Genomic DNA, 25,433 nt, shown 5'->3' on the forward strand with positions numbered 1-25,433 from the left:
TTAAATTTAGGAGGTAATTATGTCTTTTAAAGATTTGCAAGCATTTATAAAAGCATTAGATAAAAAAGGCCAATTAGATAGAATAAAAGTTGAAGTAGATCCAGATTTAGAAATAACAGAAATAACAGACAGAGTATCTAAAAGTTATGGAAAAGCATTATTATTTGAAAATGTTAAAGGTTCTAAATATCCAGTACTTATAAATGCTATGGGTACATATGAAAGAATGGGAATGGCCTTAGGGGTTAAAAATATAAATGACATGGGGAATGCTATAGAAGAAATTATTGATATGAGTAATTATATGGGAATAATGAATGCAGTTAAATCTCTGCCAAGATTAAGTAGAATGTTAGGGGTTTTGCCAATAAAACTACCAGTAAAGGGAGCTTGCCAAGAAGTTATAAATCATGATCCAGATTTAAATGAATTACCTGTACTTAAATGCTGGCCTGAAGATGGAGGTAAGTTTATAACATTACCTTTAGTTATTACGAAAGATCCAGATACAGGAATACAAAACATGGGTATGTATAGAATGCAAGTTTACGATAAAAATACTACAGGTATGCACTGGCATTGGCATAAAGATGGTAGAGAAATCTACGAACAGTATAAAAAATTAGGTGGAAAAATGCCTATATCAGTAGTACTTGGCTGTGATCCAGCTATAACATATGCAGCAACGGCTCCACTACCAAAAATGGTAGATGAAATGATGTTTGCAGGATTTTTAAGAAAGGCTCCAATAAACATGGTTAAATCAATAACAAATGATATTTATGTACCAGCAGATGCAGAATTTGTTATAGAAGGATATGTTGATGTAAATGAGGCGTTAAGATTAGAAGGACCATTTGGAGATCATACAGGATATTATTCATTAGCTGATGATTATCCAGTTTTCCATGTAACTTGTATAACACATAAGAAAAATCCTGTATACCCAACTACAATAGTAGGTAAACCACCTATGGAAGATTGTTATATGGGTAAAGCAACAGAAAGAATTTTTTTACCACTACTTAAAATGATGAATCCAGAAATTATAGATATAAACTTCCCATTAGAAGGAGTTTTTCATAGTTGTGTGATTATATCAATAGATAAAAAGTATCCAGGCCATGCAAATAAGATTATGAATTCCGTGTGGGGAATGGGACAAATGATGTACACTAAAATGGTTATAGTTGTAGATAAGGACATAAATCCACAAGATGCAAAGGCTGTAGCTTTAAATGTACTTAATAATATGGATGCTAAGAGAGATATAGTAATAGCTGAAGGTCCATTAGATGCTTTAGATCACGCTTCTAATACACCTTTATATGGTAGCAGGGTTGGTATAGATGCAACTAAAAAATGGCCAATGGAAGTTCAGGATAGAGAAGGTCAAAAGCATATAGAAATTACAAGTAAAATTAAAGAACAGGCAGATAAAATTTGGCAAGAATTTAGAAATAAAGAAGATATAATAGATATAAACTTCCCATTAGAAGGAGTTTTTAATAGTTGTGTAATTATATCAATAGATAAAAAGTATCCAGGTCAAGCAAGGGAGATAATGAAGTCTGTATGGGAAATGGAAGAAAGCATCTATACTAAAATTGTTATAGTAGTTGATAAAGAAGTAAATCCTAAAAATTTATCTATTGTAGCTTGGAAGGTATTCAATAATATTGATGCTAAGAGAGATTTCCTAATATACGATGATAATAGATTAGGAATAGATGCAACTAGAAAATTACCAAGTGAAGGACATAGTAGGGAATGGCCAAAGGATATAGAAATGAGTGAAGAGATGAAAGAGCATGTAGATAGAAGGTGGCAAGAATATGGAATTAAGTAAAATAAAAAATAAGATTTTAGATTACGGAACTTTAGTAATGTTCTCACATACTATTTTTTCATTATCCTTCGCATTAATATCTATGCTTATAGCTGGAAATAACAAGTTGAATTTTGTAACTATATTTTGGATATTAATTGCATTTTTAGGAGCTAGAACAGGAGCAAATGCTTTAAATAGAGTTATAGATGCAGAAATAGATGCGAGAAATCCAAGAACAGCAACTAGACAATTACCACAAGGTTTAATGAATAAAAAGGAGATAATAATATTTGTAATAATATGTTTTGCAATTATGGTATTTGCAGCATGGAAGCTTAATACTATATGTTTAATACTTTCTCCTATAGCATTATTCTTAATGATTATATATTCATATACTAAAAGATTTACATGGGCATGTCATATAGTACTTGGAATAACTTCAGCAGCAGCACCAGTAGGAGCTTGGTTAGCTGTTACAGGAAAAATAAGCTTACTATCGTTAGTAATGGGAGCTGCTAACACTTTATGGGTAGCTGGTTTTGATATAATATATGGAGCTCAAGATTACGATTTTGATACTACAAATGGTATACACTCAATACCTGCAAGATTTGGAGTTGAAAATGCATTACTTATATCAAGGGTATTTCATGTAATTGCATTAAGTTGCTTATTTTTAGTTGGATTATTAGCACCTGAACTAGGGATAATATATTACATAGGTTTATCTATAATAGCAGTATTATTTGTAATACAGCATAAATTAGTTAGTCCAGATAATTTAAAAAATGTTAAAGTAGCATCATATAACGTAAATCAAGTTATAAGTATAGTATTTTTACTTGCTGGAGTTATAGATTGTTTATTATAATATGTTGATTATTAATTAAAACATATATAAGGAGGGGACTATGAAAAAAATAGTAGTTGGAATTACAGGTGCAAGTGGAAGTATATATGCTAAAAGATTGATAGAGGTATTAGTCAAAGAAGGTATTCAAATAAATGTTGTAGCAACTGAAAAGGGAAGACAAGTATTTGGATTTGAGCTTGGAATTAATTTAAAAACTTGGATTGATGAGCTAAGTTTAACTTATAGTAATATAAAACTTGAAAATAACAATAATATGTTTTCAGGAGTAGCTAGTGGTTCAAATAAATATGATGCAGTAATAATTCTGCCATGTTCAATGGGAACTTTAGCTGAAATAAGTCATGGATTATCTAAAAATTTATTATGTAGAGCAGCTGATGTAGCATTAAAAGAAGGAAGAAAACTAATTTTAGTACCAAGGGAAACACCATTAAATACAATACATTTAGAAAATATGTGTAGATTATCTAAAATGGGTGTAGGAATAATTCCTGCTATGCCAGGCTTTTATCATCATCCAACAACTATTGATGAAATAGTGGATTTCTTAATTGGGAAAATATTAGATTATCTAAATATAGAAAATAATTTATTTAAGAAATGGAAGGATACTGAATATGAAGTTTAAAAAATTGCTTACAACATTTATGGCATTAGCTATGGTAGGAACAATGGCAGGATGTACTAAGACACAAACAGAAGAAGTAAAAGAAACAAAGAAATTAAGCTTTGGTGCAATGGGCTCAATAGATATTGTACCAATAGTAATTGCTAAAGAAAAAGGATATTTTGAAGAAGAAGGATTAGAATTAGATTTTCAATTATTTACAGCAGCTAAGGATAGAGATGCTGCCCTTCAAGCAGGAGAATTAGATGGAGTAATTGCTGATGAAATTGCTATTTCTATCTATCAAAATTCAGGAATTGATATGAAGATTACAGGGGCAACAAATGGTGCTTGGACTTTAGTAGTAGGTAAAGATTCAGGAATTGAAAACTTAGAAGATTTAAAGGGTAAGAAAATGGCTATATCAGAAAATACTATGATAGATTACTTATCAGATTATATAGCTGAAGAAAATGGAGTAAATTCAAGTGAGATAGAAAAGATTGCTATACCAGCAATGCCAGCTAGGTTAGAAGCTCTTAGAAATAAACAAGTAGATGCAGCTATCCTTCCAGCTCCTTTTAATGATACAGCAGTAGCTGATGGTGGTAAGGGATTAGCTGATATAGATAATGCAGATATAATGATATCAGCAATAGGTTTCTTACAAGATCAAATAGACAATAATGAAGAAGCAATAAAAGCTTTCTTTACAGGTTATAACAAGGCTGTAGAATACATGAAAAATACTGACATAAAAGAATATGAAGATATAGTTATAAAAACAGTAGGATATTCAGAAGATACAAAAGGTAATTTAATATTACCAGAACTTAACACAAATTATTTACCAAATTCAGAGAAGGTTCAAGCTGTATTTGATTGGTCAAAAAATAATGGAATAATAGATAAAGATTTAAAAGCTGAAGATGTAATAATTGATAAATTTATTAAATAGCTTGTAGGGAGATTTTATGATACAGATAAAGGATTTATCTGTTTTCTATGAATCTAAAAAGGAAAAAGTAAAAGCACTAGGTCCAATAAGTATTGATATAGATTCACAAGATATATGTGCAATAATAGGACCTTCAGGCTGTGGAAAAACAACTTTATTAAATGTATTATCAGGGATAATAAAAGAATATGAGGGGGAAGTTCTTCTGGATTCAGAAAAGCTTAACCCTTATATTCATAATATAGGTTTAATTCCTCAAAACTTTGGACTTTTACCATGGAAAACAGTAGAAGAAAATTGTATTTTACCATTAAAAATAAAAAAAACTAATGTAAATAATCAAGAAATTATAAGTAAAATGGATTTAATGATGAAAAGATTAGGTATATATGAATTAAAGCAGAGATATCCAAGAGAACTAAGCGGAGGTCAAAAGCAAAGAGTAGCTATTGTAAGAAGCTTTTTAATGAAACCCGATCTTTTGTTAATGGATGAAGCATTTTCAGCCTTAGATGAAATTATAAGAGAAGAGGCAGAAGAACTGTTTTTAGAAATATGGAATGAAAATAAAAATAATACTTTTTTTGTGACTCATAGTATAGATGAAGCCTTATATATGGGGAAAAAGATCATAGTAATATCTAATACACCTGGGAATATAATTGATGTTATAGATAATGCTTTATTTAATAATAAAGACTACAAAAATCATCCAAGCTATTCTAATATGTTTTCTTATGTAAAAGGCTTAATTAAAGGTGGGAAAAGTAAATGAAGGAATTGAAGAAAATTTGGATTTTTATTAAGGGATTTATAATATTAAATATTCTTTGGTATATTTTTTCTTTAATAATGAATTCTAGAATATTACCTAGTCCACTAAAAATATATGCTAATCTACCAAACTTATTAAAAAACAATTTCTACATACATATATTTGCAAGTTTATATAGAGTAGGAATTGGATTATTAATAGCCTTTATTATAGGAATTACTATAGGGCTTATAATGGGGTATTCTGATAAGGTGAATAAATTATTAAATCCATTAATTTATTTTACATATCCCATACCTAAAATGGCTTTATTACCCATAGCTATGACTTTAGGTGGCCTTGGGGATGTGTCTAAGATTACTATGATAGTTTTAATTACAGTTTTCCCAATAATAGTTTCAGTAAGAGATTCAGTAATTAATATATCTAAAGAAAATTATAATATGTTAATAAGTTTAGGAGCAAAAAGATTAGAATTATTTTACCATGTAACTTTTCCTTCTATACTACCTGATATATTAACTAATATGAGATTATCTATAGGAACAGCCTTTTCAATATTATTTTTTTCTGAAGGCTATGGAACTAGTAAAGGTGTAGGATATTTTATACAAGATGCTTGGTCAAGAATTAATTATATAGATTTGTATTCTGGAATACTTATGTTAAGCATATTAGGATTAATATTATTTATACTTATAGATTATATTGAAAATATAGTTTGTAGATGGAAAAGATAATATATTAATGATTTCAAATGATAAACCACTTTTTTCTATGATTAATAGATAAGTGGTTTTTTTATTACAATGTAATTTAAACAATATTTTCTATATAAATAATTTAAAAAAAGTACAGTTATATAGAAAAAAATGTAATAATGAGAAAAAAATGTACATAACTAATTGTTAAATTAGAGACTGAGGAATATAATTAAAGTGTTAAAAAAATTATTAGAAAAGGGATGAGTTTATGAAATTAGGTACATTTAAAGGGGGTATTCATCCAAAGGATGGGAAAGACATATCAAAAGACCTTCCCATAAAGGAGATTTTACCTAAAGGTAATCTGGTATACCCTATAGCTCAGCATATAGGAGCACCTGCAAAACCAATAGTTTCTGTTGGGGATAAAGTGTTAGTAGGACAAAAAATAGCAGAGGCTACAGGTTTTATTTCAGCCAATATTATATCTTCAGTATCTGGTACAGTAAAAGCTATTGAGCCAAAACTTAATGTTTCTGGTAATAAAGTCATGTCGATTATTATCGAAAATGATAACGAATACAGAAATTTGGAGGGTATTGGCGAAAAAAGAGACTATACTAAACTTTCTAAAGAAGAAATAAGAAATTATATTAAAGAAGCAGGCATTGTAGGTTTAGGAGGAGCTGGCTTTCCAACTCATGTGAAGCTTACTCCAAAGGATGACAATGCTATTGATTATGTAATTGTAAATGCAGTAGAATGCGAACCTTATTTAACTTCAGACTATAGAGTTATGCTTGAAATGCCTGAAAAAGTAATTGGAGGACTTAAAGTTATTTTAAGTTTATTTCCAAAGGCTAAAGGAATAATTGCAATTGAAGATAATAAACCAGAGGCTATAAAAGTTATTCGTAAGGCTGTAGAAGGGGAAGAAAATATTTCAGTAAAGGTTCTTAAAACTAAGTATCCACAGGGAGCAGAACGTTCTGTAATTTTCGCTACAACAGGAAGAAAAATTAATTCAACTATGCTACCAGCAGATGCAGGCTGTGTTGTTGATAATGTTGACACTGTAGTATCTATTTACATGGCTGTATGTGAATCAACTCCTCTTATGAGAAAAATAATTACTGTAACAGGAGATGCTATTAGTAATCCTAGAAATTTTGAAGTGAAAATAGGGACAAACTACTCTGAGCTTGTAGAAGAAGCTGGAGGATTTAAAGAAAGACCTGAAAAGATCATTTCAGGAGGACCTATGATGGGAGTAGCTATCTTTAATCTTGATATTCCAGTAACTAAAACATCTTCTGCACTTCTATGTTTTCTAGAAGATGAAGTAGCAAAAAATGAACCTACAGCTTGTATTCGTTGTGGAAGATGTGTGGAAGTATGTCCAAGCAATCTTATACCTCAAAAAGCAATTGAAACTATAGAAGGCCTAGACAATGAATCATTTATAGCTATTAATGGAATGGAATGTTATGAATGTGGAAGTTGTACTTATATTTGTCCTGCTAAAAGGAGAATTACTCAAGCCTTTAAACAAAGTAGAAAAAGTGTTTTAGATAGTAGAAAAAAGAAATAATAAAATTTTAATTTATAAAAAACCTTAGGGGAAATGAAAAAAATTATGGGGAAAGGAATTATCTAAAATGAGTGAATTATATAATGTATCAGCATCACCTCATGTAAGAAGTAAAGAAAGTACTAAAACTATAATGGCTGATGTTGCAATTGCATTAATTCCAGCAGGTTTATTTGGAATATATAACTTTGGATTAAATGCATTAAAAATAATATTAATTAGTGTTGCCACTTGCATAATTACTGAATATATCTATGAAAAAAGAATGAAAAAACCAATTACAATAAATGACTATAGTGCATTATTAACAGGTCTGTTATTAGCGTATAATTTACCATCAACTGTACCTTTTTGGGTACCTATAGTAGGTGGAGTTTTTGCAATAATAATTGTTAAGCAGCTATTTGGAGGTCTTGGACAAAATTTTATGAATCCTGCCTTAGCTGCAAGATGTTTTTTACTTATTTCATTTTCAAGAATAATGACAGACTTTGGAATTGCAGCAAATAATACACTTAAAGGAATTATAATGAATGGACATGCAGCTGTAAATGGATATGCTATGGTGGATGGGGTTTCATCAGCAACTATACTTTCAGCAGTTAAAACAGGAGGAGATTATAATTTATTAAGTATGTTTCTTGGAACAACAGGTGGAACAATTGGAGAAACCTCTGTAGTTGCAATTTTAATAGGAGCAATTTATCTGCTTAGAAAAAGAATAATTTCTCTAAAAATTCCTATGACATATATAGGTTCATTTATTGGATTTATTATAATAATGAATCTTTTAGGAGGAAAAGGCCTTAACATAGAATACCTTATAGGAAACATTTTTGGGGGTGGTTTAATGCTGGGTGCCTTCTTTATGGCAACAGATTATGTTACATGCCCAATAACTCAAAAGGGGAAAATATACTATGGAATTTTATTAGGCTTTATTACAGCAGTATTTAGATTTTATGGAAGTTCAGCAGAAGGAGTTTCCTATGCTATTATATTATCTAATATGGTTGTGCCTCTTATTGAAAAATACACTCTTCCAAAGGCATTTGGAAAGGAGGCTAGTATAAATGGCTAAGGGAAAAAGTACAATAATTAAAGATACAATAATACTTTTAATTATAACAATTGTTTCTGGATTTACATTATCAGCAGTTAATAAGGTTACAAAAGAGCCAATTGCTTATGCTAGAACAGAGGAGAAAAATAAAGCTTATAAAGGAATGTTTAATGAAGCAGAAACTTTCCAATCAAATGAAACATTAGTTCAAAGGTGTGAGTCTTCTAAAGAATTCTTAAAGGAGAAAGGCTTTAATGGAACTACAGTAAATGAAGCTTTAATTGCTAAATCAAATAATGAAGCTATAGGTTATATAATAAATGCTACTTCACCAAATGGATATGGCGGAAATGTCGAAATTTCCCTTGGACTTGATAAGGAAGGTAAAATTCAAGGCTTTGAAATACTTTCAATTAGTGAAACAGTAGGACTTGGTATGAAGGCTAAAGATGATGAATTCAAATCACAATTTGCAGGCAAAAAAGTTAAAGAAATAAAATATACAAAATCAGGTGCATCTAAAGAAGACGAAATTAATGCTATAAGTGGAGCTACCATTACAACTTCTGCTGTAACTGAAGCTGTAAATTCAGCATTAGTATTTGCCAAAGAAAATATTTTAGGTAAGGAGGCTTTTTAATAAATGAATAAATGTACAGAACGTATTTATAATGGAGTAATTAAAGAAAATCCTACTTTTGTAATGATGCTTGGATTATGTCCTACAATGGCAGTAACTACTGCTGCAATTAATGGAATTGGTATGGGACTTTCAACCACAGCAGTTTTAGTAGCTTCAAACTTACTTATATCAATGCTTAGAAAAGTTATACCTGATAAAGTTAGAATGCCTGCCTATATAGTTATAGTAGCTTCTTTTGTTACAGTAGTAGAAATGCTATTAGAGGCATATTTTTATGAAAGTTTATATAAATCCCTTGGTATTTATATACCACTTATAGTTGTTAACTGTATAATCCTTGGAAGAGCAGAAGCCTATGCAGCGAAAAATGATGTGGTATCATCTATTTTTGATGGAATTGGTATGGGACTAGGCTTTACAGTAGGACTTTTAGTTATTGGTGCTGTAAGAGAAGTAATAGGAAGTGGACAATTATTTGGACTTAATATATTACCATCTTCTTATGAACCAGTATCAATATTTGTACTAGCTCCAGGGGCATTTTTTGTAATTGCATTTTTAACAGCCCTTCAAAATAAATTTAATGCACCTAGTGCTACTAATAAGAAGAAGTCAGAAGATAATTGCACTTCAGGTTGTGCTGGATGTACTATTTCAAGCTGTAGTTCAAAAATTGAAATAGTAAATGGAATTGATGAGGGAGGTAAATAATTATGGTAAAAGATTTAATTTTAGTTTTAATAACTACAATTTTTATAAATAATGTATTACTTAGTCAATTCTTAGGTCTTTGTTCTTTCTTAGGAGTTTCAAAAAAGACAGAGACAGCAGTTGGAATGGGAGGAGCAGTTATCTTTGTAATAACATTTTCTTCTGCAATTACTAATCTTATTTATAATTTTATACTTGTAAAAGTTAATCTTGAATATATGAAGACTATTGTATTTATAGTAGTAATAGCTGCTTTAGTTCAATTAGTGGAGATGATTCTAAAAAAATATATTCCTAGTTTATATAAGGCTCTTGGAGTTTATCTTCCTCTTATAACTACAAACTGTGCAGTTCTTGGAGTTGCTCTTACAAATGTACAAGTACAATATACAAGTAATCTTCAAAGCTTTATTTTTAGTATAGTATCGGGCCTTGGTACATCTATAGGATATTTAGTTGCAATTTTAATACTTGCAGGAATAAGAGAGAGAATAGAACATAATGATATACCAGAATCTTTTAAAGGTATGCCTATAGTAATAATATCCGCAGGACTTATGGCAATTGCTTTTATGGGATTTGCTGGGCTATAAGGGGGATAGAAAATGGGAGAGATTATAATAGCAACAGCAGTTTTAGGGGGAATTGGAATTATTATTGGTGTTCTTCTTGGAATTGCAGGAGAGAAGTTGCAAGTAGAAGTAGATGAAAAAGAATTGAAGGTAAGAGAACTACTTCCAGGTAATAACTGTGGAGGTTGTGGCTTTCCAGGCTGTGATGGGTTGGCTAAAGCTATAGCATCAGGAGAAGCAGCTGTTGATAGTTGTCCAGTTGGAGGGGTAGCAGTAGCTAATCAAATAAGTGAAGTTATGGGAGTTGACTTAGAAGAAAGCGAAAAAAGAGTAGCCTTTGTAAGATGTGGAGGAACTTGTGAGAAATCTAAGAAAAAATATAATTATTATGGAATAGAAGATTGTGCTAAGGCTGTAATTGCCCCAGGGGGAGGAGATAAAGGCTGTTCTTATGGATGTTTAGGTTATGGTTCTTGTGTAAGAGATTGTTTATTTGATGCTATTCATATAATAGAGGGAATAGCTGTAGTAGATAAAGAAAAATGTGTTGCTTGCGGAAAATGTATAAAAGCATGTCCTAAGAACCTTATAGAAATGATTCCATATAGTGCTGAATATCAAGTTCAATGTATGTCTAATGACAAGGGTAAAGAAGTAAAATTAGTATGTGATGCAGGATGTATAGGATGTAAATTATGTACTAAAGTATGTGAAAGCGATGCTATTACAGTAGAAAATAATTTAGCTAAAATAGACTACGATAAATGTATAAACTGTGGAAAGTGTGCAGAAAAATGCCCAGTTAAGATAATTAAGTATAGTAGTACTATTGATTCAAACATTAAGATATCAGTTTAATATAATAATTATTTAAATAAAAATAAGCTATTAGTTAATTAAAAATCTATTAGCTTATTTTTTTTGAAGAAGAGTTTTAATTTCATTTATTTCCTTGGTTAATTCCTGAACTTGCTTTTCTAATTCTTCTATTTTATTGGCATTACCTTTTGAGTTAGAGTTTCTTGATGAACTTTGAGAATTTGATCCACTTGAAGGACCCTGTGCATTGGATGGATTTGCTGTGTATGTAGCTGTACTTGGAGCGGCAGAGCTACAAAAAGGATTATCAATATTACGAGTATTAACATCATAATATCTACCAGGACCAGATTGAAAATATTGTTGTTGAGCATTATAAGTTTCGATAGCTTGCCCAACTAATTGTAGCCAGTTACCAATGGCGTTTTGAACATTAAAGGGAATACTTCCAGCTACTATATTTCCCAGTATTTCACCTATAATTACAAAAAGTTCAGGGTGCAGGTTTTGGAAACCATTTGGTATATCATTACATCCATAGTAATTAGAATTATAATTACTATTGTTGTTATTACTACTATTATCAGTAGTATTATTACTCTCATCATTATCATTGCAATTATTACCTTTTCCATGGAAAGAATTAGTATAACCGCAAGCTCTAAATAAATCTTCGAAATTTCCCCAACCATTAAAATTCATATTTTTACCTCATTAAAAGTGATTATATTTATTATATTAAATATTCCATTAAAGGGTGTTTCTTTCATTAACTTATAAAAAACTTAAGGAAAGTTGTAGAGAGATTATAAATAATAAAAACTTTGAAAATAAAACTATTACATTATAAAAACAATGATATAATATACCTAAGTTATTTAGAAAATAATTCCTAAAGAGGGTATTAATATAAAAGGAGGAAAGAAAATGAGCAATATTATTTTAGTGGCGGAAACAGGCTCAGATATTCCAAAGGATATTGCAGAAGAAATGGGGATTTTTCTTGTTCCAATGCATGTTACCATGGGAGAGAATACTTATGATGATGGAAATTTTCCAGTAGAAGAAGTTTGTGAGTATTATAATAAAACAAATAAAGTACCAAAAACCAGTGGAAGTTCTCCACAGGATTTTATAAAAGTATTTGATGAAATTCATAGTTTATATCCAAATAAGCAAATACTACATTTAGCATATTCTGCTGTAACAACTTGCTCTTATCAAAGTGCAATAATAGCAGCAGAAAATAGAGATTACGTTACAAGCTATGATACTAAGAATGTATCAATAGGACAAGCAGCCATTGTAATTAAAACAGCTAGATATTTAAAAGAAAATCCAAAGGTAACTATGGAGGAATTATTAAAAGAAGTGAATAAAATACGTGATAGTTGTCAAATGTGTTTTGTTCCTGCTGAATTAGAGTATCTTAGAGCTGGAGGACGTGTAAGTAATGCAGCCTTTATAGGTGGGAAAATCCTAAAGATACATCCAGCAATTGAAATTGAAAATGGATACTTAGTAGCTAAGAAAAAGTATAGAGGGAAAATGGAAAGTATAGTTGAAAAATTAATAGAGGACTTTGACTATATTAAAAATTTAGATAAAAAAGAATTATACTTATTATGGTCCATAGGATTATCACAAGAGGTTCGTAAAATAGCTGAAGATAAGGCAAAGAAAATAGGCTTTAAAATAATTCATTGGATGCAGCCAGGCTGTGTAATTACCTCTCATGGAGGACCAGGATCCTTTGGAATTGTGGGCTTTTCTAAAGAAGTTTAAGAATTAAATTAGATTATAATAACCATTAAGTATAGACATTAATTACTTTATAATATATGTCTATACTTCTTTTGTGAAAAAAATATTTATTTCAAATGTTCATTAAAAATGGTATTATGTAAATATTAAAATAATAGGGGGAAGTATTTATGGAGAATAATTCAGTTTCACAAAAGTCTTCTAAATCTGTAGTGGCAATTGTATTAGCTGTAATAGGTTTAGTAGGAGGCATATTAAGTCCATTAATAGGATATATATTATCAATTATAACTATAGTAATGTCATTAAGAAAGAAAGCTTATAAAGAAGATAAAAAGTTTATAATATCTCTTGTTTTAGGAATAATAGTTTTAATTGTAAGTCTTGTTTCTCATATAGCTGGTATTATATTGTTATTAAATGTTTAAAAATTAATTTGTAAAAGTAGATATTAATTATAGAAAAGTTATCTATTAGTAGAAAAGCTAATAGATAGCTTTTTTATTATGTATATAATTATAAAAACTAATCTTAATATCTTAAGATAACTTAAAACTCTTAATAATCTTGCAATATATACCAAGGAATGATATAAGTAAAATAAATACATTTTTTATTATGTATTGTAGATACTAAAAAGAAAAGAGGAATTGGTATGAATAATAAAGCATATGAAGAAATGCTAGTTGAAGATAAATATAAAGAAGAATATAAAGAAGAATATACAGAAAAGAAATTAGTGGACAAGATAAAAAAGAATTTTTCTAAGGCAGGAGCATCAGTTGTATATGCAGTATTACTATTGTTTTATTCTTTAAAGGATCCAAATGTTCCAGCTAAAGCTAAGGCAACTATAATAGGAGCTTTAGGATATTTTATTACACCATTAGATCTAATTTTAGATGCAGTACCAGTAGCAGGTTATACTGATGATTTAGCCACAATAATGCTTGCATTAGGAGTTGTGGCAATATATCTAACAGATGAAACTAAAGAAAAGGCTAAAAGGAAGACAAAACAATTATTTGGTAATATAGGAAATGATGAATTTGAAAAAGTTGATAATAAGATAAATTATAATAAATAGAAAAATTAATTTTATAATAGAGAAAAATAGTAAACTTAAATAAATAACATTTAAGTTTATTATTTATTTTAAGTAGGAAATGGTTTTTAGCTATTTTCTACTTTTTTCTTTTTAGTTCTAATTATTATAAAAAGTTTTTTATAACAATACTTTAAATTTTACTTAAAAATAGTAGAGGATAAAATAACTAATTAACATTATTACTAATAGCTAAATGTAAAGGGATATTAATGAAAAGTTGTAATTTCATATAAAAATACTATAATTAATAATGAAGAAGGTAATTTATTATGGAAAAAAGGATAAAAAGTAATTTAATAAAGGAAAATAAAAAATTTAGTGGGAAAGAATTTTTGAAATTTGTAGGACCAGGAATATTAGTAACTGTTGGATTTATAGACCCTGGAAATTGGGTATCTAATATTTCAGCAGGATCTGAATATGGGTACAAGCTGTTGTGGATAGTAACCCTATCAACAATAATGCTAATAATATTACAGCATAATGCAGCACATTTAGGAATAGTTACAGGGCTATGTATTTCAGAAGCAATAACTGAATATATAAAACCTACCATAGGTAAAATAGTAACTTCAACAGCAATATTAGCTGCAATAGGTACAGCCATGGCGGAAATTTTAGGTGCTGCAATAGGCTTAAAGATGCTTTTTAATATTCCTATAAAATTAGGGTCTTTAATAGTATCAATTCTTATAATAATTATGTTATTTTCAAATTCATATAAGAAAATAGAAAAAATTATTATTGGATTTGTATCGATAATTGGACTTTCTTTTATATTTGAATCTGCTTTAGCTAATATTAATTGGGGTGAAGCTGTTAAGGGTTGGGTAGTGCCATCTATTCCAATGGGCTCTTTACCAATAATAATGAGTGTACTTGGAGCAGTAGTTATGCCTCATAATTTATTTTTACATTCTGAAGTAATTCAAAGTAGAGAATGGAATTTAAAAGATAAATCTATTATGGAAAAGCAATTAAAATATGAATACATGGATACAATTTTATCTATGATAATAGGTTTTATTATAAATAGTGCAATGGTTCTAGTATCTATAACATTCTTTAAAAATAATATTTCAGTATCAGAACTTGAACAAGCACAAGAAATATTAAAGCCATTACTAGGAAATTCAGCAGCTATAATATTTGCAATAGCATTACTTTTTGCAGGAGTAGCATCTTCTGTAACAGCAGGAATGGCAGGAGGCTCTATATTTGCAGGACTATTTAATAAGTCCTATGATATAAATGAGAAACATAGTAAAATAGGAGTGTTAATTACAATTATAGTTGCATTAATAATAATATTCTTTGTAAGTAATCCATTTAAAGGACTTTTATATTCTCAAATGCTATTAAGTGTACAACTTCCAATAACTATTTTTACTCAAATATATTTAACATCATCAAAAAAGGTTATGGGAGAATATAAAAATACTTTAGTAGAAAATATTATGTTATGGACAATAGGTGGAATAGTAACTGCTTTAAATATTATGCTATTAATAAGTTATATTTAAAAATAAATTCTAGAAAATTAAATTAGAATAATTATGAATGTAAAATAAAAAAATCTACTGTTAATATTTAAATTAGCAGTAGATTTTTTTGTATAAGTAATTTTAATATACTTTATCACCATTAAAAATTGAATTCTTAACAACTACATAATCAACAGTTCTTATTGCCTCTAACTTTTTACCACCTGCATAAGAAATAGATGATTGAAGGTCTTGTTGCATTTCTACTAAGGTATCTTTTAAAGAACCTTTATAGTCTACAAACATTTTTTTACCTTCAACATTTCTTCTTTCACCCTTTTGGAATTCAGAAGCAGAACCAAAGTATTCCTTATAAATCTTTCCGTCTTTTTCAATAGTTTCCCCTGGGGATTCTTCATGTCCAGCAAATAGTGAACCTATCATAACCATAGAAGCACCAAATCTAATTGATTTAGCTATATCCCCATGAGTACGAATACCTCCATCTGCAATAATTGGTTTAGTTGCAGCTCTTGCACACCAACGAAGGGCAGCTAATTGCCAACCACCTGTACCAAAGCCTGTCTTAATTTTAGTGATACATACTTTTCCAGGGCCAATTCCTACCTTTGTAGCATCGGCACCAGCATTTTCAAGCTCTTTTACTGCTTCAGGTGTTCCAACATTTCCTGCAATAACAAAGCTTTCTGGTAAATGCTTTTTAATATGTTTAATCATATTAATAACTGCATTAGAATGTCCATGAGCAATATCAATTGTTATATATTCAGGAGAAAGATTTTCTGCTTTTAATTCTTCAATAAAGGCATATTCTTCCTCTTTAACTCCAACACTTATAGAAGAATATAAGTTTTTCTCTTTCATATCTTTAATAAAAGCTATTCTTTGCTCTGGCTTGAAACGGTGCATTATATAAAAGTATCCATTTTCAGCTAGATAAGTTGCAATTTTTTCATCTATAATAGTTTGCATATTTGCAGGAACTACAGGTAACTTGAAGGTTCTCCCTCCAAAAGTTATAGATGTATCACATTCAGAACGACTGTTTACTATACATTTTCCTGGTATTAATTGTATATCTTCATAATCAAATACTTTATCCATTTTTACCTCTTTTTTACGAATTATTTTTATAAATATAAATTTATAGTTCGCAAACAAGGTATATTATACATATATTTAATGGATATGTCAAAAGAAATGAAGTGATTTTTCTTGATTATCCGAAAGAAAAGAATAATGTGTATTACCTTTTGTATATAACTTAATTGCAAATTTATATAATTCATTTAAAATTAAAATTATAGTAAATAGATAAAGGGAGAGGCAAAATGAGAATTTATTATTTTACATCCACAGGAAATTCATTATATGTAGCTAAAAAAATCAAAGAATCAGTAGAAAATTGTGAGTTAATCTCTATACCAAAGGCTTTAAAAAATCAAGAATTTAATGTAGAAGATAATATAATAGGCTTTGTATATCCAATACATTGTGGCTCATTACCTATAGTAGTAGAAGATTTTATATCTAAATTACATATAAAGGAAAAATCATATGTTTTTGCAGTAGGAGTTACTGGAGGGGGAAAGGCTAAAATAAGTTTTCCTCACATTAATGAAGTCTTAGGGGATAAGGGTAGTCTTAGCAATTACTTATGTGTAAAATATATTTCTAATTACACAAGAGCAGGGAAAAATCCAACAAAGGAAAGAGCTATTAAATCCATAAAGTTAAATGAAGGTATAATAGATAATTTTATTAACAGTATTAAAAATCAAGAAGTAAAGACTGTGGATTATAAGGCTAGCAAGAAATTAATATATAATGGATGGAAAAACTTTTTTAAGAATAAAGATAAGGGCTTTAATGTTAATGATAAATGTATAGGCTGTGAAATGTGTAAAATAATTTGCCCAGTAGATAATATTGAAATGATAAATAATAAACCCAAATGGTTAGGAAAGTGTACAGACTGTATGGCATGTATAAATATATGTCCTAAGGAAGCTATAAATATTGGTAATTCAACTTTAAAGAAAAATAGATATAGAAATCCATTTATTGAAGTTAAAGAGCTAGTATCTAATGACTAAAGCTAAAGGAACTATACTAAAACTAAAGAGAAAGTTGGAGTTATTATATGAAGAAAATAGATAATATTTTAAAGATAAAAGAATATGATAAATTTAAGTGTATAGCAGATAAATGCAAATTCACTTGTTGTAATGGCTGGGATATAAATGTAGATACTAACACCTACAACAAGTGGAAAGAAAAGAGTGAACTGAATTATCTTTTAGATAATGTAAGATTTATAAAAAGTAATGGAGAAAATAGTTACTTAATAAAAAAAGAAACAAAGGGAGTATGTCCTTTATTAAGTGATGAAGGATTATGCAATATAGTTTTAAATCATGGTGAAGAATATTTATCTTCAACTTGCAAAAGCTTTCCTAGAATAGAAAATGATTTTGAAGATGTAAAAGAGCTTACTTTATCATGTTCATGTCCTGAAGTGGTTAATATAATTAGCAATATGAAGGAAAAGATTTATATAGAGTCTAATGAAGCTTTATCTTATATTGAGGATTTAGGCTCATTACAAATAAGAGAAGCTTTAGTTAATATACTTCAAAAGGAAGATATAACTTTAGAAAATAAGCTTATTCTTTCTTACAATATACTTTTTAATATTCTTAATAGTGATGATTTAGATTATGAAGCCTTAATAGAGCTTTTAGAAAATTATAAATCTAAAAATTATATAAAAGAAGAATTAAATGAATTTAGAGAATATAATAGTAAAGATAAGGTGAAATCTTTAAAAGAAATAAATTCATTATTTATAGATATAATAGAAAACTACAGAAATGTTCCTCTTTTTAAGGAGGCTTTAAAGGATATTTATAAATTTGCAGAAAAAATTAATATAGAAAAGATTTTCAATAATTGGAGAGAAGTTAAGGATTTATTTAAAGAATATGATCCTTTAATGGAAAACTGCATTGTATCAAAAGTTTTGAGTAGTTGTATTAGTGATGATTTAGAAGAGATGATTATTTCCTTGGAAATGATTATATTAGAATATTTATTTGTAAGACATGCTGTATTTTTAAATTACTGTATTAATGAAAATAAAGAAATTAGCATTGAAGATTTAAAAGACTACATTGTAATTTTTTCAAGAATTATAGGTAATAATTCTGATGCAGTAATGGAATTTTTATTAGATATCTTTGAAGATGAGATATTAGATTTTCATTATATTTCTTCTTTAGTTTTAATCTAATAGAAATAATTTAAAGATAATTATTTTTGAGGTATAAACGAAGCTCTAGTTACAGGAGCAGTTCATACTGTATTAGCAAAGTATTGGAATAGTAAACTAAATAAAACTGAAATGTTAGCCTATCAAAATTCAGATAGAGGTGGAGAAATTTCCATTGAATTATTAGAAAATAATAGAGTGAAATTAAGCGGCAAAGCTATTAAAGTACATTATAAGGATAAGAGGGATGGGATGAGAAGTTATAAAGATTATATTAATAATATAGAAGATTATAGTGAGATAGATTTACTTAAATCAAGTGGAATAATTAAAATTAATATAGGAAATGATTCATTTATAACATATGGTAATTCAATAGTGGGTATTTTTATAACAATATTAATTCATCTTGAAAATAGAAAAGGTGCTAATAAAAAGTTACAAAATGCATATGATGCCATAGGAGATGCGGGTATAAATATAGATATATTAGAGGTTGGAGAAAAGATGAATTTAAGAGAAAAGTCCAAGGAATATATAGAAAAACTCAAACCAACTTTAAATTATCAAAGAAATGTAATGGGCTTTAGTGAAGAACATAAAAAGCATCTATCGGAATGTAAAAAAGGCGAGAAGCATAATAGAGTAAAACTAACTGAAGAAGAAGCTAAAGAAATAAAATATTTAGCTATGCATACTGGAATGACATCCGTAGAAATAGGAGAAATTTTCAATATAAGTGATTCGCAAGTAAGAAAAATAAAAGCAGGAATAGCATGGAGCCATATTATAGTATAAAAAATATATATAAATATTCAAAAAATATAGTAATAGTACATAATGAGTTGAGGTTACAAAGAAATACAAGGGCAAAAGGGGGAACATATAATGGAAGAAATAAAAAGTAGGATAAGAAAATTTAGAGAAGATAGAGAATGGGACCAATTTCATACACCATCTAATTTAGCAAAGGCAATAAGTATAGAGTCAGGGGAATTGTTAGAGCACTTCCTTTGGGATGATAATTATAATAAAGAAGAGGTATGTGATGAACTGGCAGATGTTATGGTTTATTGCTTACATATGGCTGATTCACTAGGTGTTAATATAGAAGAAATAATGAATAATAAAATGGACAAAAATGAAAAGAAATACCCAGTAGAAAAAGCAAAGGGAACAAGTAAAAAGTACACAGAACTTTAGGATATTATTCCTAGGGACTAGTAGCCCACTTGCTTAATATCTTTGAGAGAAGATTATTCAGATTTACATTAAATTAATAAAAACATCGGTTCGCTAATCGGTGTTTTTTTCTTTGTTTCAATATATCAAATTATACAAATATGATAAAATATAAGTAGAAATATATATCAAAATAGATAATATTTTGTAATACTTTTAAGACTTTTTAGGGCTGTTTATATAATATAAAAATAATTAATAAAGGAGATAAGTATGATTTCGTGGATTGTGGATAGATATAAAACGATAAAAAAACTTTCTTCAACTAATAATTCAGAGGTTTATTTATGTAAAGATTATAGCGAAGAAAATGAGTTAGTTGCTGTAAAAATATTTAAATATGATTCAGATAATAAAATGTTAGAAAATTACTTTAAAAGAGAATGCGAAGTTTTAAGTTTATTACGACAAGATAATATAGTTAATTTATTTGATGAGGGATATGATAGAGAACAAAAATTATTTTATATAGTTTTAGAGTACATTGAAGGAAAAACATTAAAGGAGATTATCAATGATAAGTCAATAAGATCCTTTGAAAAAGAGTCTTTGGCTTTGCAAATATTAGATGCTATAAACTATGCACATAGTCAAAATGTATTACATAGAGATCTTAAACCATCTAATATTATGATTACAAACGAAGGTAAGGTAAAAGTTATTGATTTTGGTATAAGTAAAATTATGGATTCTTTTAGAACAGATGGAGAAAATTTTACTATACAAGCATTAACATTAAAATATGCATCACCTGAACAAAAGCTAGGTAAAGCATTAACATTTCAATCAGATATTTATTCTCTTGGTTTAGTTTTCTGTGAACTGTTTAATGGAAAATTTATAGATACAAACACTTCTATAAAGAAACAAATTATGAATTGTGAATCATTATCAGAAGAAAAAAGAGAAATAATTGTTAAAATGGTTGAGGAAGATGTTGCTAAGAGGACAACTAACATATATAAAGTTCAAAATGACTGGAAAAAGTGTGAAAGCAAAAAAAGAGAAGGATACTCCTTAGGATTAACAACAACTGCTATGAAAAAGTTAGTGAAATTAGGGATGATAGATAAAGAAAATAGAACTCTTGCCATTTCCTTTATATTAGATGATTTGAGTAATGATGTATATTTTGCATCAGCAAAAAATGTATATGAAGATAAAGATGAAAAAAAATATTTATTATTTGGTAAACAGGTAGAATATAATTGTGTATTAGATACTCTTACTATGAATAGTTTAACAATAGTATCTGTTACTATTCCAGATACATATTTGTTAGATTTAAGAAAAGATAATTTTGGGATGAAATGTGATAAAAAATTTTATTTTGAATTTAGTAACAGAAAAATAATTAATATTAATAATCTTATAAATAATTACACTGAAAAGCAAAAAAAGATTGATGTAGAAAGTAAAAATAATATAATTACAGAAGAAATTATAAAAAAATGGAATAACATCTTAGAAATTCAAAAAGAATTAAATGAGAATAATAGAAATACTTTAAGGTATTCAGAATTTAGATATAATTCTATAGATAGAAGACTAATATTAAAAATAAAAGATCAAATAGATGAGGTACAATTTACTCAAGAGCAAATGATGGTTATAACATTGAAGGATGGGAGAGGCTCAAAAACAGGTAGGGTAGGTTATTTTAGTAATTTTAAAAAAGGACATTTATATATAGATGTTATTAGAGGATTAGATATTGACATTTTTGCTAATAGTGGCGAAGTATCAGTAGATACAGCTTTTATGGATAACTTGATTATTAAACAAGAAAATTCATTGAAAAAAGTAAAAAATAATGAATGTGTTAATAGGAATTTACCTAAGTTACTATCAGATCCTAATAGTGCTAAGATTATGTACTTATCTCACAATTTAAAGTTTAGAAATAAGATATTAGATGAAAATAAAAAAAGGATAATAGAAGAAGCATTAAGTTCAAAAGATATTTATTTATTACAAGGGCCGCCAGGAACAGGGAAAACTACTTTTATTAGTGAGTTGGTTATTCAACAATTATCTTTAAATCCAAATGCTAAAATATTAGTATCATCTCAATCGAACGTGGCAGTGAATCATGCTATGAGTAAAATTAAAGAAGAAGATCCTTCTATAAAGGTAGTAAGGCTTGGTAGAGAGGAAATGATTTCTAATGGTATGGAAAATTACACTATTAATGCTCAGGTAGATTATATTATTGAAGAGATAAAAAATAAAGTGAATAAATATTTTAATTATATAAAAAATAAAAATTTTGATAAAGAATTATTTGAAAAATATAATATTTTAAATGAAATATTATCCATTGAAGAAAATATTAAAAATTTAAGAACTGAGATTTTTCACGATGAGGAATTTAAAGCTAATAAAGAAAAAAAATATTATGATAAAAAGTCAAAGCTAAGTAGGTTAGAAGCTTTAAAAAATAGCTTTTATAATATTGAATTATCAAAATCAAATAAATTTATGGAGCAATTTATAGATGAATACATACAGTTAGGTGAATACTTTATAAAACAATGTGAAACTTTAATTAAGTTAGAAGAAGAATTAGAAATAATAAAGAGATATATTGATGAAAAAAATAATAAGTTAAAAGAATTTGAAAATGATTTAAAAGCTGGATACGATATTCTTGATATAGGTAAATATAAAAACATTGAAGAGTATAGAATTGATCTTGAGGCAAAAATAGAAAAACAAAAGAAAAAGTTTGATAAATTTTCTAAGTTTGAAAGATTGAAGAATGATTGGTTAAAAAGAATAAATCAATCTGAAGAAATAGAAAAAATTTTAATTGAGGAAGTTAGTGTTATAGGAGCTACTTGTATAGGCATAGCTGGTTATTCTAATAGCTTTAATTTAAAATTCGATTTAGTCATTATTGATGAAGCAGGAAGAGCTACTCCACCAGAATTATTAGTTCCAATGGTACTAGGTAAAAAAATAGTTCTAGTTGGAGATCAAAAACAACTTCCACCTGTAATTGATAAATTATTATCAGATGAAGTTAAAGTGCGTCATAATTATAATAAAAAAGAAATCGAAGAGAGTTTATTTGCTTATCTTGAAAAAAATTTAAATTCTGATTGTAAAAATATATTGAGAGAACAATATAGAATGAATCCAGTAATAGGGGATTTAATAAGTAGAATATTTTATAATGACAATATTATTTCAAAGGTAAAGATGGAGGATAGAAAGCATTGTTATGATGAATTTGAAAATAATGCAATAGTATGGATAGATACTAAAAATGTTCCAGATAAATTTGAGGAATCTATAGGAACCACTAAACAAAACTCTCTAGAAGCAAAAGAAATTGTAAAATTGTTAATAAAACTTGATACTAATTACTTCGATAAAAAAATAAAAAAAACAGTTGCAGTTATAGCTGGGTATAAAGCACAAAAAAATCTTATAAATAGGTTAATTGATAGAGAGGGAATTAAATTTACTAACATTGCAATTGAAGTAGATACAGTAGATGGTTTTCAAGGAAGAGAAACTGATATTGTAATTTATAGTATTGTTAGAAGTAATAATTCTGGAAATATAGGATTTTTATCTGATGAAAGAAGGTTAAATGTTTCTTTATCAAGAGCTAAAGATCTACTTGTTATTATTGGTGATAGTAAGTGTGTGTTAAAGAATAGAAATAATACATTTCATAAAGTATATGACTATATTGAAAGTAATGAGTACTGTAAAGTAGAGGTGATTCAATTTGCAAAATATGGAAAGAATAACATCTATAGAACAGTTAGCATCTAGTTATGCAGATTCTATAAAAGGATATAGATTAGCTACTTACTATAAAGCAGCATTTCCAGTATATAGAATTAAATGCGAAATTATCTTACAAAGAAAAAAGGAGTTAGGATTAATTCAAGAATTTTGTTTAAAATATATTAAAGCTGGAGCTAAGAATACTGATAATTTAATGAATTTTTTGGGCTTAGAAGAGAAAGTTATTATATCAAATATTTTAAATTTACATCAATTAGATATGGTTAATTATAAATTTGGAACAAAAGAAGTTATTTTAACTTCAAAAGGAATAGAAGCTTTAGAGAAAAATAATTTTTTAGCTCCAGAACAGCTAGATTATACATTTTTGATAGATGGAATAACAGGAGAATATCAAATTAATGAAAGTTTAGATAAGGGGGAAAGAGTTAGAAGAACATTTCATATGATTCCGTTTATTGAGAATAAACCAGAAATTGATGAAATAGATTTAAATAAAATTAAAAAAGTTGCAAATAAGCAGCAGAGACTAAATAATAACAATTATTTAGATGGAGATATATTATCTGTAAAAAGCATAGATAAAATAGAAAAAGTATATAGGAAACTGAATGTTTTAGTTTTTACAAATGATAAAGGTGATTTTGAAATACAAGTATATGATATTAATAAAAGAATGCAACAATATGAAACTAAATTAATATCATTGATAGGTAAGAGATTTAATATAATACCAACAGTCGAATTTGATAGTGAAATAGATAATAAGGGAACATCTCTGATTAATGAAGCTAAAATAAGAAAAAAAGTAGAAGAAGCTCATGAAATTTTAGATAATATTAAAGAGATTGAATCAAAAGTTCAGGAAATTGAAAGTATTGATGTTGAATCTGATGAAGAATATTTAACTAAAACTATGCAGATAGATGGATTGAAAAAAGAATTAGAAATGGAAAAACAAAAAATTAAGTATGCACCCAAGATACTCAATACTTATGAGCATAGACCAATATTGATTAAAGCTTTAAGAGAAGCTAAGAAACAAGTAGTGATAGTCTCTCCTTGGATTAAGAATGATGCAACAGATTCTGAATTAAGAGGAGAAATAAGACAGACAATGTCTAGAAAAGTTAAGGTAGTGATTTGTTATGGTATTTCAAATAAAATAGAAAATGATGTTAAAAAAGCAATAAATTTATTAAATGAGTTAAAAGAAGATAAAGCTATAAGTAAATATTTATCATTAGTAAAGTTAGGAAATACCCATGAAAAGGTTCTTGTATGTGATGATAAATTTACAGTTATAACTAGTTTTAATTGGTTATCATTTAAAGGAGATCCTAAAAAAGGTTTTAGGCAAGAAACTGGATCTCTTCTAGAGGGAAAAGAAAGTGCAGATAGAATGTTAAGAAATTTACAATCAAGAATTATAGAGGCGGGTAATAGGACAAACATAGTGTTATAAAAGGATTATTTGATAAGATAATAAAATTCTATATGAAGCTTGTTTGTTCTTTATAGTATTGAATAACTTTTGAGTTAATACATAATTGTCATATTATAAAGTATTTTACTAAGGTATAAAATATCTATAATAATCCAAATATGGTAAAATATTAAATAATAT

24 protein-coding genes and 1 pseudogene are annotated in these 25,433 nt (G+C 27.9%); 23 read left to right on the forward strand and 2 right to left on the reverse strand.

The annotated features are described in order from the left end of the window. The first annotated feature begins 19 nt into the window (after positions 1-19). From ACFYH6_RS05735 to ACFYH6_RS05790, 12 genes are all read left to right on the forward strand, one after another. Positions 20-1,849 carry a menaquinone biosynthesis decarboxylase gene (locus ACFYH6_RS05735; RefSeq protein ID WP_416178900.1) on the forward strand — a complete coding sequence of 610 codons (1,830 nt, stop codon included), beginning with the start codon at positions 20-22 and terminating at the stop codon, positions 1,847-1,849. After that, complete coding sequence (locus ACFYH6_RS05740; RefSeq protein WP_416178899.1) at positions 1,836-2,705, forward strand: UbiA-like polyprenyltransferase; 870 nt, start codon at positions 1,836-1,838, stop codon at positions 2,703-2,705. Before ACFYH6_RS05735 ends, ACFYH6_RS05740 begins: the two co-directional genes overlap by 14 nt. A 40-nt stretch (positions 2,706-2,745) precedes the next feature. After that, the gene (locus tag ACFYH6_RS05745) at positions 2,746-3,336 is read left to right on the forward strand and encodes a UbiX family flavin prenyltransferase (protein ID WP_416178898.1); all 591 of its coding nucleotides are present in this window, start codon (positions 2,746-2,748) and stop codon (positions 3,334-3,336) included. Continuing rightward, positions 3,326-4,273: an ABC transporter substrate-binding protein gene (locus ACFYH6_RS05750; RefSeq protein ID WP_416178897.1), complete on the forward strand. Its 948-nt coding sequence runs from the start codon at positions 3,326-3,328 to the stop codon at positions 4,271-4,273. The genes ACFYH6_RS05745 and ACFYH6_RS05750 overlap by 11 nt, the downstream gene beginning before the upstream one ends. Positions 4,274-4,289: 16 nt before the next feature. Next, a complete protein-coding gene (locus ACFYH6_RS05755; protein ID WP_416178896.1) occupies positions 4,290-5,048 on the forward strand; it encodes an ABC transporter ATP-binding protein in 759 nt (252 codons plus the stop codon). Beyond that, on the forward strand, positions 5,045-5,788 hold the full coding sequence (locus ACFYH6_RS05760) for an ABC transporter permease (protein ID WP_316342318.1): 744 nt from the start codon (positions 5,045-5,047) through the stop codon (positions 5,786-5,788). Before ACFYH6_RS05755 ends, ACFYH6_RS05760 begins: the two co-directional genes overlap by 4 nt. Positions 5,789-6,020: 232 nt before the next feature. Further along, a complete protein-coding gene (gene rsxC, locus ACFYH6_RS05765) occupies positions 6,021-7,343 on the forward strand; it encodes an electron transport complex subunit RsxC (protein WP_416178895.1) in 1,323 nt (440 codons plus the stop codon). A 67-nt stretch (positions 7,344-7,410) separates the two neighbouring features. Continuing rightward, on the forward strand, positions 7,411-8,424 hold the full coding sequence (locus ACFYH6_RS05770) for an RnfABCDGE type electron transport complex subunit D (protein ID WP_316342321.1): 1,014 nt from the start codon (positions 7,411-7,413) through the stop codon (positions 8,422-8,424). Continuing rightward, positions 8,417-9,046, forward strand: a complete 630-nt coding sequence (locus tag ACFYH6_RS05775; RefSeq protein ID WP_416178894.1) for an RnfABCDGE type electron transport complex subunit G — start codon at positions 8,417-8,419, stop codon at positions 9,044-9,046. The genes ACFYH6_RS05770 and ACFYH6_RS05775 overlap by 8 nt, the downstream gene beginning before the upstream one ends. A 3-nt stretch (positions 9,047-9,049) precedes the next feature. Further along, positions 9,050-9,760 (forward strand): electron transport complex subunit E, encoded by a 711-nt coding sequence (locus tag ACFYH6_RS05780; protein WP_316342323.1) that lies wholly within the window; start codon positions 9,050-9,052, stop codon positions 9,758-9,760. Positions 9,761-9,762: 2 nt separating this feature from the next. Then, entirely contained in the window at positions 9,763-10,353 is a 591-nt protein-coding gene (locus ACFYH6_RS05785) for an electron transport complex protein RnfA (protein WP_291628356.1), read from the forward strand. Between the two features lie 12 nt (positions 10,354-10,365). Next, positions 10,366-11,190, forward strand: a complete 825-nt coding sequence (locus tag ACFYH6_RS05790) for an RnfABCDGE type electron transport complex subunit B (RefSeq protein ID WP_416178893.1) — start codon at positions 10,366-10,368, stop codon at positions 11,188-11,190. 54 nt (positions 11,191-11,244) lie between these two features. Here ACFYH6_RS05790 and ACFYH6_RS05795 read toward each other — a convergent pair whose 3' ends face one another. After that, positions 11,245-11,853 carry a hypothetical protein gene (locus ACFYH6_RS05795; RefSeq protein WP_294363569.1) on the reverse strand — a complete coding sequence of 203 codons (609 nt, stop codon included), beginning with the start codon at positions 11,851-11,853 and terminating at the stop codon, positions 11,245-11,247. Positions 11,854-12,078: 225 nt separating this feature from the next. Between ACFYH6_RS05795 and ACFYH6_RS05800 the strand changes: the two genes are divergently transcribed. The 4 genes from ACFYH6_RS05800 (at position 12,079) to ACFYH6_RS05815 (ending at position 15,546) form a co-directional block, all read left to right on the forward strand. Beyond that, a complete protein-coding gene (locus tag ACFYH6_RS05800) occupies positions 12,079-12,936 on the forward strand; it encodes a DegV family protein (RefSeq protein ID WP_416178892.1) in 858 nt (285 codons plus the stop codon). A 149-nt stretch (positions 12,937-13,085) separates the two neighbouring features. Further along, on the forward strand, positions 13,086-13,343 hold the full coding sequence (locus ACFYH6_RS05805) for a hypothetical protein (protein WP_294363178.1): 258 nt from the start codon (positions 13,086-13,088) through the stop codon (positions 13,341-13,343). Positions 13,344-13,570: 227 nt separating this feature from the next. Next, entirely contained in the window at positions 13,571-14,002 is a 432-nt protein-coding gene (locus tag ACFYH6_RS05810; RefSeq protein WP_416178891.1) for a YkvA family protein, read from the forward strand. 290 nt (positions 14,003-14,292) lie between these two features. Further along, a complete protein-coding gene (locus ACFYH6_RS05815; protein WP_294363173.1) occupies positions 14,293-15,546 on the forward strand; it encodes an Nramp family divalent metal transporter in 1,254 nt (417 codons plus the stop codon). Positions 15,547-15,648: 102 nt separating this feature from the next. On the opposite strand, the gene guaC is transcribed toward ACFYH6_RS05815, so the two are convergent. Next, positions 15,649-16,632: a GMP reductase gene (gene guaC, locus ACFYH6_RS05820; RefSeq protein WP_416178890.1), complete on the reverse strand. Its 984-nt coding sequence runs from the start codon at positions 16,630-16,632 to the stop codon at positions 15,649-15,651. Between the two features lie 227 nt (positions 16,633-16,859). On the opposite strand from guaC, the gene ACFYH6_RS05825 reads away from it, so the two are divergent. The 7 genes and pseudogenes from ACFYH6_RS05825 (at position 16,860) to ACFYH6_RS05855 (ending at position 25,271) form a co-directional block, all read left to right on the forward strand. After that, a complete protein-coding gene (locus ACFYH6_RS05825) occupies positions 16,860-17,624 on the forward strand; it encodes an EFR1 family ferrodoxin (protein WP_416178889.1) in 765 nt (254 codons plus the stop codon). Between the two features lie 47 nt (positions 17,625-17,671). Then, a complete protein-coding gene (fliB, locus tag ACFYH6_RS05830; protein ID WP_416178888.1) occupies positions 17,672-18,820 on the forward strand; it encodes a flagellin lysine-N-methylase in 1,149 nt (382 codons plus the stop codon). Positions 18,821-18,853: 33 nt separating this feature from the next. Then, positions 18,854-19,015 (forward strand): annotated as a pseudogene (locus tag ACFYH6_RS05835) (PhzF family phenazine biosynthesis protein); the annotation flags it as partial. 36 nt (positions 19,016-19,051) lie between these two features. Beyond that, positions 19,052-19,597, forward strand: coding sequence for a hypothetical protein (locus ACFYH6_RS05840; protein ID WP_416178887.1), 546 nt, complete (start codon positions 19,052-19,054; stop codon positions 19,595-19,597). Between the two features lie 90 nt (positions 19,598-19,687). Then, the gene (locus tag ACFYH6_RS05845; RefSeq protein ID WP_416178886.1) at positions 19,688-20,002 is read left to right on the forward strand and encodes a nucleotide pyrophosphohydrolase; all 315 of its coding nucleotides are present in this window, start codon (positions 19,688-19,690) and stop codon (positions 20,000-20,002) included. Between the two features lie 252 nt (positions 20,003-20,254). After that, entirely contained in the window at positions 20,255-23,830 is a 3,576-nt protein-coding gene (locus ACFYH6_RS05850; RefSeq protein ID WP_416178885.1) for an AAA domain-containing protein, read from the forward strand. Then, the gene (locus tag ACFYH6_RS05855; protein ID WP_416179028.1) at positions 23,793-25,271 is read left to right on the forward strand and encodes a phospholipase D-like domain-containing protein; all 1,479 of its coding nucleotides are present in this window, start codon (positions 23,793-23,795) and stop codon (positions 25,269-25,271) included. The genes ACFYH6_RS05850 and ACFYH6_RS05855 overlap by 38 nt, the downstream gene beginning before the upstream one ends. Positions 25,272-25,433 lie beyond the last annotated feature (162 nt).

This window comes from Clostridium sp. HCS.1 (assembly GCF_047900555.1).
In the GTDB taxonomy this organism is placed as follows: Bacteria; Bacillota; Clostridia; order Clostridiales; family Clostridiaceae; genus Clostridium.